This window comes from Gordonia effusa NBRC 100432, from assembly GCF_000241305.1.
GTDB lineage: Bacteria > Actinomycetota > Actinomycetes > Mycobacteriales > Mycobacteriaceae > Gordonia > Gordonia effusa.
In genome coordinates this window covers 1-15,950 of record NZ_BAEH01000040.1, presented here as the reverse complement: position 1 = coordinate 15,950, position 15,950 = coordinate 1, and the positions used below count along the sequence as shown (strand labels likewise).

Below are 15,950 nucleotides of genomic sequence, written 5' to 3'. Positions count from 1 at the left end.
GTGCCGGGAGCCAGCCGGGCCGGGGGAGTGCGGGTGACATCCCACAGCTCAAAGTCGGTACGTCCCAACAGATACCACCCACCTGGGCTGTCCGTCGGGTAGACCGCGCTGTAGCCCGCGGCGACCGCGACCGAACCGGCGGCGACCCGTGCGCGAGACTCGTCACGGCGAGACAACGCGCACAATGGGTTGTCGCCGTCGGGTACCAGATAGCCGAATCCGGGTGCGAAACCCATGAACGCGACCCGCCATCGCGTCGACGCATGTGCGTCGATCACACCTTGTCGTGAGAGGCGCAGGAGCGCGGCGATCTCGTCGAGGTCGGCACCGTCGTAGTGCACCGGGATCTCAATACTCGACCTCGCGCTGGGTTCGTCATCAGTTGTCGTCGCGGCGCGTAGCGCCCGCCGGATGCCGAGGGCGTCGATTGGTGCGCTGGCCTGCACAAGCAGTGTCGACGAGGTGGGAACAACATCGGTGACGTCGGGCAGCAGGCCGGCGGAGACGGCATGGGTAATCGCATCGGCGGCCGCGGTCACGGCGTCGAGTGGAGTGGGCTGGCCGGTGAAATCAAGAAGGACCGCGTCGAGACCGGCGGGGCGCTCACGCACGCTCTTAACCTACTAACCGGTAGCTCGGGAATCGAGTAACTCCAGGTCAAGCGGCCGCGTCTATTACGCGGAGGTTACACCGGCGACCCTGTCTCCGCAGTGAATCCGGTTAACGGCTACTTTGTACCTTGCAACTCTCACCTGAGTAAAGGGGTTCGTGTGTCTGCTGAAACAGTCCCAGCCGACCAGACGTCCGACAGTACCTCCGCGACGTTCACCTACCCCGGTGGACAGCTGGAACTGCCGATTCTGGAAGCCACCGAAGGTAGTGATTCGATCGCGCTGGGCAATCTGCTGGCGAAGACGGGTCTGACGACCTTCGATGGCGGATTCGTCAACACCGCGGCGACAAAGTCGGCCATCACCTATATCGACGGCGATGCCGGTATCCTGCGATACCGCGGCATCCCGATCGATCAGCTCGCCGAGCGATCGACCTTCATCGAGGTCAGCTACCTGCTGATTTACGGTGAACTGCCGTCGCAGTCGGAGCTCGACGACTTCACCGAACGGATCCAGCGGCACACCCTGCTGCATGAGGATCTGAAGCGGTTCTTCGATGGTTTCCCGCGGAACGCTCATCCGATGCCGGTGTTGTCGAGTGCGGTGAACGCGCTGTCGGCCTACTACCAGGATTCGCTTGATCCCAAGGTGCCCGAGCAGGTCGAGCTGTCGACCATTCGCCTGCTCGCCAAGCTTCCGACCATCGCGGCCTACGCGTACAAGAAGTCGGTCGGTCAGCCGTTCCTCTACCCGGACAACTCCTTCAATCTGGTGGAGAATTTCCTCCGGATGACCTTCGGTTTCCCCGCGGAGCCCTATGAGGTGAACCCCGAGGTAGCCAAGGCCCTGGACATGCTGTTCATCTTGCACGCCGACCACGAACAGAACTGTTCGACGTCGACGGTCCGACTCGTCGGATCGAGCCAGGCCAACCTGTTCACGTCGATCTCCGGCGGCATCAACGCTCTCTGGGGTCCGCTGCACGGTGGCGCCAACCAGGCGGTGCTGGAAATGCTCGACGAGATCAAGGCATCCGGTGGCGACACCAAGGCCTTTATGAACAAGGTCAAGAACAAAGAAGACGGCGTGAAGCTGATGGGCTTCGGACACCGGGTCTACAAGAACTACGACCCGCGCGCGGCCATCGTCAAGAAGACCGCCGACCAAATCCTGGCGTCGCTCGGTGTGCAGGACGACCTGCTCGACATCGCCAAGGGGCTGGAAGAGGTTGCGCTGCACGATGATTACTTCATCGAGCGCAAGCTGTACCCCAACGTCGACTTCTACACCGGCGTCATCTACCGGGCGATGGGCTTCCCGACGCGCATGTTTACCGTGCTATTCGCGCTCGGCCGCCTGCCCGGTTGGATCGCGCACTGGCGCGAAATGCACAATGACCCGACGACCAAGATCGGCCGTCCGCGTCAGCTCTACACCGGCTACACCGAACGCGACTTTGTCGTGATGGGAGACCGCTAAATGACTAACGAGAAGCCTGAAGTCGAATTCCCCGAAGGCCCGGCACCCGCCGAGTTGCAGGTCGTCGACCTCATCGAGGGTGACGGCGCCGAGGCCCAGCGCGGCGGCGTCGTGGACGTGCACTACGTCGGCGTCGAATACGAGACGGGCGAGGAATTCGATTCGTCTTGGGATCGCGGCCAGTCCGCGAACTTCCCGCTCGACCGGCTCATTCCCGGCTGGCAGGAGGGGATTCCCGGCATGAAGGTCGGCGGTCGTCGTCGGCTCACCGTGCCGCCGGAGCTGGCATACGGCCCAGCCGGTGCGGGCCACCGGCTGTCGGGCAAGACGCTGGTGTTCGTCATCGATTTGCTCGGCACCAACTAGGTTCTTCACTGAAACTGTCCCCCTCCCGGGAGCAGGCGCTATATCGCCGTTTGCTCCCGGGAGGGGGACATTTTCAGTTGTATGGAACCGTTCGGGCGCCGGCCGCGTCCAACTCAGATGTGCGACATCTGCGGAGTTCACACGACTCGGGATCTCAAAGGGCTCGGCTACTCCGATAGTGACATCCGAAAGGCCGATCTCACCCACGAACGCAGAGGCTGGTACTCGACGTCGGCGGCAGATCCGGCCGTGTTGTCGGCGGTGCGTGCGGGTGGAGTACTGAGCTGCGTGTCGGCACTGAAGTTCGTCCAGAACCACGGAATTCCGGCGCTGTGGGTACCGCCCGGCGACACGGTCCACGTGCGGCTGTCGAAGGGCGGCAAGTCGAGGGTGCGGTCGCGGTGCCGGGTAAAGCTCTGTCAGGGTGCGGGCCGGCCCTTGCCGACCGCGCACGCCGTCGACGAAATCCCCGTCGCACTGAGTTGCGCGGCTCGATGTGTGGCGGAGGACTGCTGGATTGCGATGTGCGACAGCGTGTTACACAATACGCCGCTTACGATCCCGGATCTGCAGGCCGCGATGGGAACAGTGTCGCAGACCGTGCGCACGATGATGTCCCGGTGCGACTCGCGGTCGGAGACCGGGACGGAATCGATCGTGCGGGTGCGGCTCCGCGCCGCCGGATATCGCGTTCATGTGCAACCGCGTATTGGGCGTTCTCAGCGAAGTGACCTACGGATCGGGCGATTGATCATCGAATGCGATAGCGAGGCTTACCACGGCGGTGAGGCGCGACGGGGGGACCTTCGCCGCGACCGCAAGACCGTCGGGCGAGGCTGGGTGACGATGCGGGTGGACTACTTCGACGTCATGCACCGGTGGGACGACGTGCTGGCCGATATCGCCGATTTCACCTCGAGTGAGCGTCATCGCATTCGACGGCCACAAGACTTCCCCGGATTGATCGACTGAAACTGTCCCCCGCACGGGAGCAGGCGCTATATCGCCGTCTGCTCCCGTGAGGGGGACATTTTCAGCTGTATTCTCCTAGCTGCACAACGCCGACGGACGGAATCCGTGTGCGACGCCGCGGCTGTGCACCTTGCCGTTCACCGAGATCTGGCATCGCGCCGTGGTGCCTTCGCTCTGCATCCGCAGACCCAGTATCTGCCGGGGTACCGAGCTGGGGAACGTTATCGTGCGGCGGTAGAGGCCGTCCGGCCCTTTCTCGGTCAATTTGAAGTCGTGCTGTTGGCGCAAGAGGTTGACGCCGTTGTAGTACGAGATCGTGCCCCAGGACGTTGCCGATGCCACGCTGAAACTGATCACGTCGCCTTTGGTGGCTGCCGGTGCACTCGCCGCGCCGACCGTGGTGCCGGCAACGACGGCGGCGGCAGCGGCGGCGCCGCAGATCATCAACTTGCGCATTGGGAGGATCCTCACTAACCGGTGGTTTATGCCACGTGATGCATCGAGTATTGCCTACATCACACCGTATCGGTGAGCTAATCCTGCCACCCGACGTTGTCGAGGTCGCCGCCAGGGTGGCTAACCGCGCGACGTCAGCGCTTCGACCCATTTCACCCGCGAACCGGTCCGCAAGATCGACCGTTGATAGATCTTGGCGGCGGTCCACGCGGCCACCGCGCAGGCAATGATCATCAACACCAGCGTCCCAACGATTTGGAAGCTGTTCGTATCGCCGGTTGCGATTCGCATCGGCATCAACGCGGCACTGAACGGCGGAATCCAGCTCAGCGTCTGAATGAAGGTCGAGTCCAGTGCGTTGATGCCGAAGGTCGCGGAGTAGACGACCGCCACTGCGAGGATCGTTAATGGGGCCGAGCTCGAATTGAGTTCCTCCTGTCGGGATACAAGCGCTCCGGTTGCGGCGTAGAGCGTTGCGAAGAACAGGAATCCGAGAATGAACCAGATGAGGACGGCCGCGAAAACCCCGCCGACCAAACCCGGCAGCGTCAGCAGACCGGTAGCTTTGCCGGCGATCACCGCCGTTGCGCCCAGGATCAATACCTGGGCTAGCGCAATCGCTCCAATGCCCAGGATTTTCCCCCACAGCAGATGCAGTGGCTTGATCGTGGCGAGCAGAATTTCGACGACACGCGAGGTCTTCTCCTCGACGACGCCGACGGCCACCATCGTGCCGCCGGTCATGATCGCGATCATCAACAGGATAGTGCCGATTAGTGCGATGGCAATGCGCTGATCGGCATCGGGTTTACGAGGTGTCGTTTGTTCGGCGGTGACGGTGATCGTTGGCAGGGATTTCGCATCGACGCCGCGTGCGGCGAGTGCGGTAGTCATGCTGACCGAGTCGATGGTGCTGCGGATCGCCCCGTCAAGTTGGGCGTCGATCTTGTTCTTGCTCACCGCCACAAAGCTTTTGGGAGACGTGGCGATGATGGCGGCGTCGAGGCCGCCATCGGCTACCTGGCTGCGTGCCCGCGCCGCGTCGTCGACGCGGACAACTTCGATCGGCACGCCAAGTTGATCACCGACGCTGGGTAGTGTTTCGATGATCGTCGCTGTGTCTGCGCCGGTGATGCCGACACGTTGTTTCTCCTCGTCGCCGCCGGTGACCACGGCCAGGACTATCGCGCCCACGACGATAACGATCATCATCAGCGCGGTGGTAATCAAGAACGAGCGTGTCTTTGCGCGGGTGACTATTTCGCGTTGTGCCACAAGCCAAATCGCGGAGCGGGCGTTCATGCGGAGACCACCTCTCGGAAGATTTCAGTCAGTGTTGGTTTGCTGGTTCGGAACTGGTGCACCGGGCCCGTCGCCAGTGCCGCGTGCAAGATCTCTTGATCGTCGGCGACCGATTGATCCAATGTCAGGCGCGTCATGGCACCGACATGGGCGACGTCGACTACACCACGCAGGCCGGTGGCCCAGGCGAGAGTCGTCGGGGGACCGACAACTTCGAGAACGGCGCCATGCCCCGACCGCAGGTCGTCGACAGTGCCCACCGCACGCATGGTGCCCTTGACGATCACTCCCACGCGGTCGCAGAGCTGTTGTACCAGGTCGAGTTGATGAGATGAGAACAATACCGGCGCACCGGTATTCGCCTTCTCGCGCAGGACGTCGCTCATAACGTCGACGGCGACGGGGTCGAGACCGGAGAAGGGCTCGTCGAGGACGAGGACGTCGGGATCGTGCACTAGCGCGGCGGCCAGTTGCACCCGCTGTTGGTTGCCTAGGGAGAGGTCGCCGACGTCGTCGTTGACGCGCTCGGCGATGCCTAGCCGCTCGGTCCAGCGGGCAACACTCGCGGCGGCGTCGGCGGGTGAAAAGCCATGTAGCCGTGCGAGATAGGAGAGTTGGTGGCCGACTTTCATCTTGGGGTAGAGGCCGCGTTCCTCCGGCATATATCCGATGTGGCGGCGGGTGGAGAAGTCGATCGGAGCGTCGTCGATCGCGACAGTGCCTGAGTCGGCGGCGAGGACGCCGAGAATAATCCGCATCGTCGTCGACTTGCCGGCACCGTTGCTGCCGACGAATCCGAAGATCTCGCCGGGAGCGACTGAGAACGAAACATCTTGGAGGGCAACGAGATCGCCGTAGCGTTTCGCGAGATTGCGAACGTGGAGGGAGTGGTTCATCGTGGCTCACTTTCGAAATCGGTTGAGTCGAAGTCTTCTGGGTCGGGGTCCGATGTCCACCAGGCGGTCAGCAGCGTGGGGATCATGGTTCCGGTTAATAGGAGTGCGACCTGGGTGATAGCCGCGCCGTAGACATATTGGGACGGCACGCCGTCGTCGTGCCAGCTCGACAAGAGAATGAGGATGAAGTACGGCACGAACATCAGGCCAACGAGAATGCCGAAACTTATTGAGCGAGCGGCATTTCGCTTGGCGAGCTGAAACTCGTCTAGCGCTGGCGCGGGAGTGTCCGCGATCGAGCCGGACACGATGCGCAGCACGTACTGCCAGGCGATACAACCCACGATGCCAATGACAAACGGGATGGAGAACCACCACGAGAAGTAGGCGACTACTGAGCTGATCAGGATGAGAAGGAGGTTGAGGATCAGCAGTCGTGCGGCTCGCCGGGCGCCGCGGCGGTTATGCCACGTCGGTAGGCGGTGACCATTCTTGCGAACAAAGGTGTCGTGCATGCGAGTGCGCCATGCTTCATAGCGGCGCCAGAGCCTGGGTGTTGCCGCTTCGGGGAGCGGTGAGTGCGGGTCGGTCGTCATTGCGAGGCGCCTTTCGAATGGTCGGATCGCTGGGCGGCGGTTGACTCGTCGGCACGCCCGTAGAGTTCGGTCGACATCGCGCCGAACGGAACACGGCTGAACACTGCCTCGACGGGCAGTGAGAACACCGCACAAATTCGGAAGGCCAAGTCGAGACTGGGGTAGTTGTCGCCGCGTTCGAGCGCGCCGACCGACTGCATATTGATGTCGACCAGTTCGGCGAGCTGGGCACGCGACATCGACCGCTCGGCACGCAACACGGCGATGCGGTTGAAGATTGGGAGCTTATCCCCACGTCTGACAGGACTCACATGACATAGTGTTGTAAAAACACAACAAAATGTCAAGAAAGAGGATTTGTGGATGCTCGGCACCCGATGGTCGGGTGCGCGGGCTGTCCGGACTACCCACCAGATTTCTCGGGGTTCGAGTCAATAATTGTCGTGTACGGCGATTTAGCTGTGGGGTAGGGATATGCGGTCGTCGAGAAGTTTTGGGTGAGTTGGTATTTCGGCCGGCGGAGGTCTCGATACACTGATGATCTCGCAAGCTCGTTCATCAGCACTCGACCATCGGCACTTGGCGACCATCGGCGAATATGGTTGGTCGATTTTCTCTGCGTGACGTCGTTCATTCTCCTAGTCAGCGGCAAATTTTGGTTGGTCGAGTGCGCTCGGCGAGCGCAGCGAGACGCGCGTGTATCGAGACCCGGCGAGACGACGTCGTGAGGCGACATCGGTTGTGTCGCAACAGGTTCGGCGTCGGACATCGGCAGTCTGTCCCCTTTACTCCGTCAGCAATTTCGCCACATTTTGCGCGGCCGCACGGCCGGCTCGGTTCGCGCCGATCGTGGACGCCGACGGGCCGTAGCCGATCAACTGGATTCGCGGATCGTCGGCGACGGTCGTGGCCAGCCGTCCGGTCATCACGATCCCGCCGCCCGGACCGCGCAGTCGCAGCGGCGACAGATGGTCGAGTGAGCTGCGAAAGCCGGTATTCCAGAAGATCACATCGACGTCGAGTGTCTCGCCCGCCAGTGGTCCACAATCCCAGGCCACACCGGTTGGGGTGATACGACCGAACATCGGTCGCCAGCCCGACAGGATGCCGTCGTCGCGGGCGGCCGCGATCGCGGGCGTGAGCGGCAAACCGGTTACCGACACCACCGACGTCGGCGGCAAGCCCGCCCGCACCCGTTTCTCCACGCGTGCAACGGCTTCCCGACCTCGATCGGGGCTGAAGTCGGCCGGCCCGAAAGTTGGCTCGGTTCGCGACGTCCAAAACGTCTGCGCCCCAGGAGCATTGCGGGTGATCTCGATAAGCAGCTGGACCGCGGAGATGCCCGCCCCGACTACGAGTACTCGTTTCCCGGCGAATTCCGACGGTCCGACGTAGTCGTGGGTATGTAGTTGTCGCCCGCCGAACTCCTCAATGCCAGGCACATGCGGAACGAAAGGTCGTTCCCACGTACCCGTCGCATTGATTAGTGTTTTCGAGGTGATCTGGAAATCATCGCCCACATTTCTCGCTGCCGTGTTTGCTGCGGCAAGTTGGGTCACGAACAGGGACCCGTCGGCCGACCGTCGTACTGACCGCACCCGATACGGGCGGTGGACCCTGAGCCCGAACCTCGCTTCATATAGTTCGTAGTACCTCGGCACCGCGCTCGACGCACGCACCAAACCGTCGTGGACCTCGTCTTCGCCAAGGGCTTCCACCATGCCGAAACCGGGCAGGTCGTGCACTCGGTTGGTACCCGCGAGCGTCAGTGTCGGCCAGCGAAACTGCCACGCCCCGCCCGGACGAGGTGCGGCATCGAGTAATTGGTAACGCCCACTCAGCCCGAAGTGCTCCAGGTAGTACGCACCAGACAATCCCGCTTGACCACCACCGATGACGAGCACATCGGAGTGCGAGCGCGGTGCCTCGCCGGGGTCGATGTCAGTTACTGCATCAGCGGTCACAGCTATTCACTGTGGCATGCCCCGCAGCACGGTAGGTTATTGCCCATGATTTTCAGCTCAACTACTGATTCGGTGACCACGATCGAACTCGCTCGAGAAGCCAAGCGCAATGCTCTCGACGAGGAGATGGTGGCGCAACTGTCCGACGCATTTGCCGCCGCCGCCAGCGATGGCACGCGGGCGATCGTCCTCACCGGGCGGGGCAGCGTCTTCAGCGCCGGTGCCGACCTTTCCGGCGCGGTATATGACCCGGCCTTCTTGGAAAAGTTGGTCGCGACGTTGCAGCAGATCGAGTCGACGCCGGTCCCCGTCATCGCGGCCTTGAACGGGTCCGCGCTGGGTGCGGGACTACAGTTGGCGATGGCCGCCGACCTCCGCGTGATGGCGCCCGACGCGCTCGCGGGCATCCCGGCCGCGAGAATCGGTGTGGCTGTTGACGAGTGGACCATCCGGCGTCTGGTGTCGCTAGTGGGCGCGGGACAGGCGCGCGGCATGCTGATCGGTTGCGACCCGCTGTCGGCCGACCGGGCCCACGCGCTCGGCTTCGCCAACCGCATCGGCGACCTCGCCGATGCCCAGCACTGGGCGAGCACCATCGCATCGCTGGCTCCGCTGACACTGCAGCATTACAAGCTGGTGCTCAACGGCGACGGTGCGCGTGACGTCGCGCCGCAAGATCGCGTCGACGCGATGATGAAAGCTTGGCAGAGTGAGGATTTGGCCGAGGGTCGCGCAGCACGGGCGGAGAAACGAGTGCCGGTCTACAAGGGACGGTAGAGATCGGTCGTTTGGCCGGCGGGGGTCTCGATACACCCGGCTCGGCTGGCGCCTCGCCGGGCACTCGACCATCGGAGATTGTCGCCCCCCTGGTTGGTCGAGTCGGAGGTTGTCGCCGCCCTGGTTGGTCGAGTCGGAGGTTGTCGCCCCCCTGGCTGGTCGAGTGCCGTCGTGCGAGCTTGCGAGCTCGCCGGTGTATCGAGACCGGGTGAGCCGAAAACTGAAGTTGCCCAGGGCTTGTGGCTGAGTTGGTCGTTCGGCTGGCGGGGGTCTCGATACGCTGATGACCTCGCAGGCTCGTTCATCAGCACTCGACCATCGGAGGGTAGTCGCCCTACCCCAGCACCTGATCCAGGTAGGGGTTCTTGAACACTCGGTTCGGGTCGAGCCGGTCCCTCACCCGCAGGAAGTCCTCGAATTTCGGGTATGCCGACCGCAGGTAGTCCGCGTCGCGGGTGTGCATCTTGCCCCAATGCGGCCGACCTTCGTGGGCGGCCATTATCGCCTCGAAGTCGGCGAAGTACTTCTGCGAGTCTGTGGCGTCATCACCCGAATACCGGTGCGCGGCAATGTATCCGCTCGCCCGGCCCGATGCCGTCGACAGCATCAGATCGTCAGCGGCCGCCGCGCGTACCTCGATCGGGAAACTAACTCGATAGCCGCGCCGCTCGATCATCGACCGCACCTCGCGAACCGCGTCCGGGACCGCTTCCAGTGGAATCGCGTACTCCGTCTCGCGGAAACGCACCTTGCGCTCGGAGGCGAACACCGTGGTCGACACGTCGGTGACGGTTCGCGGTGAAAGTGCCCGTCCCGCAATGTTATTGAAAGTCGGAACCGCCTTGGGCCAGCGCGCGCCGATTCCGCACATGAGTCCAAGCAGACTGTTGCTCAACAATTCGTCGTCGATATAGCGACGCACCTTCCCCGGCCCCGACGCCGGCTTGTCCACCGGGCCACGTGTATTCGTCTTGGTCAGAGCGCACGTCGTGTGCGGGAACCAGAAGAACTCGTAGTGGTCGTACTGGGCGACATTGTCGCCGAACGACTCCAGCACCTCGTCGATCTGCCCGGGGTTCTCGACCGCGGTCAACGTGAAGGCCGGCACGCATTGCAGCGTCAGCTCGGTCACGATGCCCAGCGCACCCAGTCCCAGCGCCACCGCTTTGAGGTCGGGGTCGGATTCGTCGACCTGGCGTACCGTGCCGGTTCCGTCGACCAGTGTCGCGCCGACGATTTGGGTAGAGATCCCACCGAAACCCACGCCGGTGCCGTGCGTTCCGGTCGATGTCGCTCCAGCCAGCGTCTGCTTGTCGATGTCGCCGAGATTGGGCATCGCTAACCCATGCGGCGCAAGAAGATCGGGCATTTCGTAGAGGTGGGTCCCCGCGCCGACGGTAACTCGGCCGCTAGCCGCATCGACCTTCCGTACGCCGCGCAGATTTTCTAAATTCACCTGGACGCCCGGCGCGACCGCGATGCCAGAGAAGCTGTGGCCAGCGCCGACCGCCTTCACGGTCAAACCGTGCTCCCGCGCGTCGGAAATCAGTTCGGCCACTTCACTTTCCGACCTCGGCTGACGCACCGACACCGGGTCCGCGGTTTCCGTACCACCCCAATTGCGCCACCGGCTGCCCGGCGTCGCCTGTGCTTGCTCATGAGTACTCACAGGAAGCTTTTCCCTTCACCCCGGTAGGTCGGCACAACGTCGACGACACGTGGCCCGCCGTCGGCGTCGCGATCGATGACGGCGACTTCGTTGACATGTTCGGCGGCCTCGCCAGACTTGGTATGGCGAAACCATACTCGGTCGCCGACGTTGCGGCCATGAGCGGCCTCGCCGCGCAGGGGTGTCTGGACTTCACCGGCGGCTTCGGTGCCGAGATAGGAAAGTCCTTGTGGCCATGCCGGTTTAGGCAGTCTATCGGGTGCGGCCGGTCCGGACGCTATCCAGCCGCCGCCCAGACACGTGATGATATTGGGGGTCGGCCGTCGCACGACGTCGAGGCCGAATGCCATTGCGGGAGCGGGCCGAAAGTGAGCGTAATTGTCGAAAAGGTGCCCGCCGAAGAAACCACTACCCGCCGCGATGTCGGTGACCGATGAATCTCGGGCGGTTGCTTCCAGTGATCCGGTGCCGCCGGCGTTGACGAACTCCAGCTTGGCGTGACGCGAGATCGCTTCAACCGCCGCGCCGCGCCGTGTGCGTAACTCGGCCATCGAGCGATCCTGCATCGCGCTCACGACGCGATTCTTCAATCGCGCTCCTACCACTTGATTTCCGACACCGGCGACCTGTGCCTCGTACGACATCACACCAACCAACGCGAACCCCGGCCGTTCGACGATCGCGCGCGCCAACGCTTCGGCATCGGTCGGCCGGTGTACCGGGGATCGCCGCACGCCGATATGGACGAGACCGAAAGCCAATCGCAGCGATGCGTCGAGGTCGATGGCGATCCGAACCGTGCCGCGCTGCCCGGGCGGAGTGACGGAATCGATGAGGTCCAGGTGCTCGGTGGAGTCCACCAGGAGGGTCACGCGTTCGCGCGCCACGTCGTCGGCGAGTAATCGGCCGATCGCGCCGCGCGACGTCGTCGGGTAGCCCATCAGGACGTCGGGAAGTTCGAGTTCGGTTGCCAGCCAACGTGCTTCGTCAACCGAGTAGGCCAACACTCCGGCAAAGCCCTCGCGACCGAGAATATCGCCGATAACCGAGCGCACCCGCAGCGACTTACTCGCGACGCGGATCGGAACCCCGCCGGCACGACGTCGAAGGTCGGCGATGTTGTGCTCGAGTGCACCGCGATCGATGATCAACGCGGGCGAGTCGAGCCGCGCGGCACGGGCCGCCGCATCGATGCCTCGCCAGTATGTTTCGGGGTCTGATTGCCAGAGCTCGTCAGAGGGGTTGGGCGCTTCAGAGGGGTTGGGCATGCTCAATCATTACATTGATGACGGCGGTGATCAGCTGACGGACCACCTTGTCGTCGGCGGTGCTGAGGTAGGTGAGCGTGATCGCGTTCGTCGTCGCGATCAATAGCGGCGCCAAATCGCTTACTGGCACATCGAATTCGACATTCGCGCGCGCGGCGCCAACCCGCAGTCCGTCGCCGGCGATCGCGTACAACCGCTCGTACATAACCTTGCCGGCGTCGTCTAGCTCGGGGTGGTTATGCGCATAGATGCCCAGTGAGATCGTGGCTTGCATACGGCCCGGGTCGGCGCGCAACATCTCATAGAAGGTGTTGAGATTTTCGTACATATTGCTGCGCAGGTGTTCAATACCCTCGCCCTGCGGATTGGTAGCCGGCGAGATGGCGTCGAGAACCGCGCCGAGGTCGCTGGGGACCGCGGTGTCGATGACCGCACGAAGCAACGCGGTCCGACTTTCGAAGGCATAGTGAAAACTTGCCAACGGCATACCCGCTTGGGCGCAGATGCGTCGAGTGGTCGCACCTTCGACGCCAAGGTCGGCAATAACCCGATAAGCCGCGTTGACGAGCGCGGACCGGCGGTCCTCCACCGACATCCTGGTCATCTGTCGTGGATCTCCTCTGCTGGTACGGCTAACGCCGATTGATTATCGGAATCGACCCGTGATCGGTCCGTGATAAATCCTATCCCGGGGTCGCCACGCGCGGCGGCTAACGGTGACCCTCGTTCGGCACGATTATTGTGGTCCACGTGAGTACATCTAATTTGGGGCAAGCGGCAGCTCTCGGTGCCCGTGCGGCGACCACCTTGACCGACGGTCTGGCCGCGCGCGGTGTGGCCCCAGCGCGCGCTGTCGGCGCCTCCGCGGCCGACATCGCGCCGCATATCGCGGGGTCGGAATTTCTCCGCGACGGTCGGTTCGCCAACCTCGAACCGCCGGCTCCGATAAACGGCAATCCAGCCGGCGCGGTGGGCGACATGATCCGCCGTCCGGGACGGCCTCGTCGGCCCATTATGGTGACCAAGCCCGACTTCACCGAAGAGGCTCGCGACCTCGCGGTGACCTGGCTCGGGCACGCGACCGCGCTTGTCGAGATCGACGGTTCCCGCGTCTTGACCGACCCGGTCTTTTCCCGACGATGTTCGCCGTCGCAACTGGTCGGACCGGGGCGGATGCACCCGATGCCATGCTCGATCGCGGACCTGCCACAACTCGACGTCGTGCTGATCAGCCACGACCATTACGACCACCTCGACATGAGTAGTGTCATCGAATTGTCCCGAGTTCAGCCCGACGCCATCTTCGTCGCACCGATTGGCGTCGGCGCCCATCTGTTGAGCTGGGGAATTCCCGCCGAGCAGATCCGTCAGACCGACTGGCACGGCGAGATCCAGGTGGCGGCCGCCGGCGGGACGCTGACATTTACCGCGACGCCGGCCCGTCATTTTTCCGGCCGGGGGTTGCAGCGCAACCTCACCCAATGGGTCAGTTGGGCGATCGCGGGCAAGACGCATCGGGTCTTCTTCTCCGGAGATACCGGCTTTACCGACCGGTACGCCGACGTCGGGGCACGTCTGGGGCCGTTCCATCTGACGCTCATCGCGATTGGCGCCTACGACGTTCTGTGGCCCGATATTCACGTCAATCCCGAAGAGGCAGTTCAGATTCACCGCATGTTGACCAGCGACCTGGGTTCCGACGCGGTTTTACTCCCGATCCACTGGGGCACCTTCAATCTCGCCCGGCATAAGTGGGGTGATCCGATGGCCCGCGTATTGACCAGTGCGGCAACACATTCGGCGACCGTCGTGACACCCGCACCCGGCGCCGACATCGACCTGATCAGCCGCACCGGTTCGGGTACGGTTCGCCCCGACTGGTGGGAGCATTCGGCATGAGTGAAAACGTTCTGGTCGAGACTGCCAATCCGGGGCTGACTTCGGCCGAAGTGGCGCAACGGGTTTCGGCCGGTCAGGTGAATTCCCTGCCGGACCGTTCGGGGCGTTCGGTGTCGGATATCGTGCGCGCCAACATCTTTACTCGCATCAATGCGATTCTGGGCATCCTGTTCGCGTTGGTCGCGGTCACCGGATCGTTGATTAACGGCCTCTTTGGATTGCTGATCGTCGCGAACAGCGCGATCGGCATCATTCAGGAGATCCGCGCCAAGCAGACCCTGGACAAACTCGCCATCGTCGGGCAGACCCGCCCTACCGTACGTCGTGACGGCGTGGCCGTCGAAGTAGCGCCCGACGAGATCGTGCTGGACGACATCATCGAGATCGGCCCCGGTGATCAAGTCGTCGTCGACGGCGAGACCGTCGAGGCGGGCGCGCTCGACGTCGACGAATCGCTGCTGACCGGCGAGGCCGACGCTGTCGACAAGGCACCGGGGGATCAGATCCTCTCCGGCAGTTTCGTGGTCTCCGGAATCGGTGCCTATCGCGCCACCAAAGTCGGCGCCGACGCGTATGCCGCACAGCTCGCCGCCGAGGCGTCCAAGTTCACCCTGGTGGCCTCGGAGCTGCGCAGCGGCATCAACCAGATCCTGAAAGTCATTACCTGGCTGCTCATTCCGGCCGGCATCCTGACGATCATCAACCAACTGTTCATCAGTAAGAGTGGTTGGAAGGATTCGATTCTCGGCATGGTCGCGGCCTTGGTGCCGATGGTTCCCGAGGGCCTGGTCCTGATGACGTCGATCGCGTTCGCCGTCGGTGTGGTTCGCCTGGGCCAGCGGCAATGTCTGGTCAACGAGCTGCCCGCGATCGAAGGTCTGGCACGGGTCAACGTCGTATGTGCGGATAAGACTGGAACGCTGACCGAGAATGGTATGCGACTCTCGGAACTGGTTTCCGCGACAGGTGACGACGCGCCTGATGACCGGCTACGAGATGTGTTGGCAGCCTTGGCCGCTCACGATCCACGGCCCAATGCGAGTATCGCGGCGGTCGCCGAGGCGTACCCGTCGGCACCGCGTTGGTCGACCACCGCGGTTATGCCCTTCACCTCCGCCAAGAAGTGGAGCGGCATGTCGTTTCGCGACGATGAGTCCGGTAGCGATACCGGTAACTGGCTGATCGGTGCGCCCGACGTCCTGCTCGACCCGGACAGTGAAACCGCCCGCAAGGCAACACGAATCGGCGAATCGGGCTTGCGTGTTCTGCTTCTCGCAAGCACGGATCGGCCGGTCGATGCCGAGCCGGCAGGCGACTCGACGGTCCCCGGGACGCTTGAGCCGGCCGGTCTGGTGGTACTGGAGCAACGTGTGCGATCCGATGCCCGCGAGACGCTGGGCTACTTCGCGTCACAGCACGTCGACGTCAAGGTGATCTCCGGTGACAATGCCCGGTCGGTCGGCGCGGTGGCCGAGTCGCTTGGCCTGGGCAACGTCGACACCTCGGTGGATGCTCGCGAATTGCCCAGTGACCAAAGCGAACTCGCTGACGCGGTCGAGGGCGGCGTTACTTTCGGGCGGGTACGGCCCGACCAGAAACGCGCCATGGTTAAGGCGCTGCAGTCGCGTGAGAACACTGTCGCGATGACCGGGGACGGCGTCAACGATGTGTTGGCACTCAAGGACGCCGACA

At 63.2% G+C, this 15,950-nt stretch carries 16 protein-coding genes; 6 read left to right on the top strand and 10 right to left on the bottom strand.

Going from position 1 to position 15,950, the window contains the following annotated elements; all coding sequences use genetic code 11:
• On the bottom strand, nucleotides 1-611 hold a 611-nt coding region (locus GOEFS_RS06925; protein ID WP_007317183.1), incomplete at its 3' end, for a 5-oxoprolinase subunit B family protein.
• A gap of 159 nt (nucleotides 612-770) precedes the next feature.
• Here GOEFS_RS06925 and GOEFS_RS06920 point away from each other — a divergent pair.
• The 3 genes from GOEFS_RS06920 to GOEFS_RS06910 all read left to right on the top strand — a co-directional run bounded on the left by GOEFS_RS06920 (nucleotide 771) and on the right by GOEFS_RS06910 (nucleotide 3,431).
• Nucleotides 771-2,093 (top strand): citrate synthase, encoded by a 1,323-nt coding sequence (locus GOEFS_RS06920; protein ID WP_007317182.1) that lies wholly within the window; start codon nucleotides 771-773, stop codon nucleotides 2,091-2,093.
• Nucleotides 2,094-2,459, top strand: a complete 366-nt coding sequence (locus GOEFS_RS06915; RefSeq protein WP_007317181.1) for an FKBP-type peptidyl-prolyl cis-trans isomerase — start codon at nucleotides 2,094-2,096, stop codon at nucleotides 2,457-2,459.
• A gap of 81 nt (nucleotides 2,460-2,540) precedes the next feature.
• The gene (locus GOEFS_RS06910; protein ID WP_007317180.1) at nucleotides 2,541-3,431 is read left to right on the top strand and encodes an endonuclease domain-containing protein; all 891 of its coding nucleotides are present in this window, start codon (nucleotides 2,541-2,543) and stop codon (nucleotides 3,429-3,431) included.
• Between the two features lie 75 nt (nucleotides 3,432-3,506).
• Here the strand turns inward: GOEFS_RS06910 and GOEFS_RS06905 are convergent, their stop codons facing one another.
• The 6 genes from GOEFS_RS06905 to GOEFS_RS06880 all read right to left on the bottom strand — a co-directional run bounded on the left by GOEFS_RS06905 (nucleotide 3,507) and on the right by GOEFS_RS06880 (nucleotide 8,645).
• Entirely contained in the window at nucleotides 3,507-3,887 is a 381-nt protein-coding gene (locus GOEFS_RS06905; RefSeq protein ID WP_007317179.1) for a hypothetical protein, read from the bottom strand.
• A gap of 120 nt (nucleotides 3,888-4,007) precedes the next feature.
• Nucleotides 4,008-5,189, bottom strand: coding sequence for an ABC transporter permease (locus GOEFS_RS06900; RefSeq protein ID WP_007317178.1), 1,182 nt, complete (start codon nucleotides 5,187-5,189; stop codon nucleotides 4,008-4,010).
• Nucleotides 5,186-6,085, bottom strand: a complete 900-nt coding sequence (locus GOEFS_RS06895) for an ABC transporter ATP-binding protein (protein WP_007317177.1) — start codon at nucleotides 6,083-6,085, stop codon at nucleotides 5,186-5,188. Before GOEFS_RS06895 ends, GOEFS_RS06900 begins: the two co-directional genes overlap by 4 nt.
• Nucleotides 6,082-6,681, bottom strand: coding sequence for a hypothetical protein (locus tag GOEFS_RS06890; RefSeq protein ID WP_007317176.1), 600 nt, complete (start codon nucleotides 6,679-6,681; stop codon nucleotides 6,082-6,084). The genes GOEFS_RS06895 and GOEFS_RS06890 overlap by 4 nt, the downstream gene beginning before the upstream one ends.
• Entirely contained in the window at nucleotides 6,678-6,992 is a 315-nt protein-coding gene (locus tag GOEFS_RS06885) for a helix-turn-helix transcriptional regulator (RefSeq protein ID WP_007317175.1), read from the bottom strand. The genes GOEFS_RS06890 and GOEFS_RS06885 overlap by 4 nt, the downstream gene beginning before the upstream one ends.
• 474 nt (nucleotides 6,993-7,466) lie before the next feature.
• Nucleotides 7,467-8,645, bottom strand: coding sequence for an FAD-dependent oxidoreductase (locus tag GOEFS_RS06880; protein ID WP_007317174.1), 1,179 nt, complete (start codon nucleotides 8,643-8,645; stop codon nucleotides 7,467-7,469).
• Between the two features lie 45 nt (nucleotides 8,646-8,690).
• On the opposite strand from GOEFS_RS06880, the gene GOEFS_RS06875 reads away from it, so the two are divergent.
• Nucleotides 8,691-9,422 carry an enoyl-CoA hydratase gene (locus GOEFS_RS06875; protein WP_007317173.1) on the top strand — a complete coding sequence of 244 codons (732 nt, stop codon included), beginning with the start codon at nucleotides 8,691-8,693 and terminating at the stop codon, nucleotides 9,420-9,422.
• 334 nt (nucleotides 9,423-9,756) lie between these two features.
• Here GOEFS_RS06875 and GOEFS_RS06870 read toward each other — a convergent pair whose 3' ends face one another.
• From GOEFS_RS06870 to GOEFS_RS06860, 3 genes are read right to left on the bottom strand one after another with little or no spacing between them, the layout of a single operon-like run.
• A complete protein-coding gene (locus tag GOEFS_RS06870) occupies nucleotides 9,757-11,091 on the bottom strand; it encodes a D-arabinono-1,4-lactone oxidase (protein ID WP_007317172.1) in 1,335 nt (444 codons plus the stop codon).
• Complete coding sequence (locus GOEFS_RS06865; protein WP_007317171.1) at nucleotides 11,088-12,359, bottom strand: alanine racemase; 1,272 nt, start codon at nucleotides 12,357-12,359, stop codon at nucleotides 11,088-11,090. Before GOEFS_RS06865 ends, GOEFS_RS06870 begins: the two co-directional genes overlap by 4 nt.
• Entirely contained in the window at nucleotides 12,343-12,963 is a 621-nt protein-coding gene (locus tag GOEFS_RS06860) for a TetR/AcrR family transcriptional regulator (protein ID WP_007317170.1), read from the bottom strand. The genes GOEFS_RS06865 and GOEFS_RS06860 overlap by 17 nt, the downstream gene beginning before the upstream one ends.
• Nucleotides 12,964-13,100: 137 nt before the next feature.
• Here GOEFS_RS06860 and GOEFS_RS06855 point away from each other — a divergent pair, with 137 nt between their 5' ends.
• A complete protein-coding gene (locus tag GOEFS_RS06855) occupies nucleotides 13,101-14,258 on the top strand; it encodes an MBL fold metallo-hydrolase (RefSeq protein WP_007317169.1) in 1,158 nt (385 codons plus the stop codon).
• Nucleotides 14,255-15,950: HAD-IC family P-type ATPase (locus GOEFS_RS06850; RefSeq protein WP_007317168.1), on the top strand; the 1,696-nt coding region annotated here is incomplete at its 3' end. The genes GOEFS_RS06855 and GOEFS_RS06850, both read left to right, overlap by 4 nt.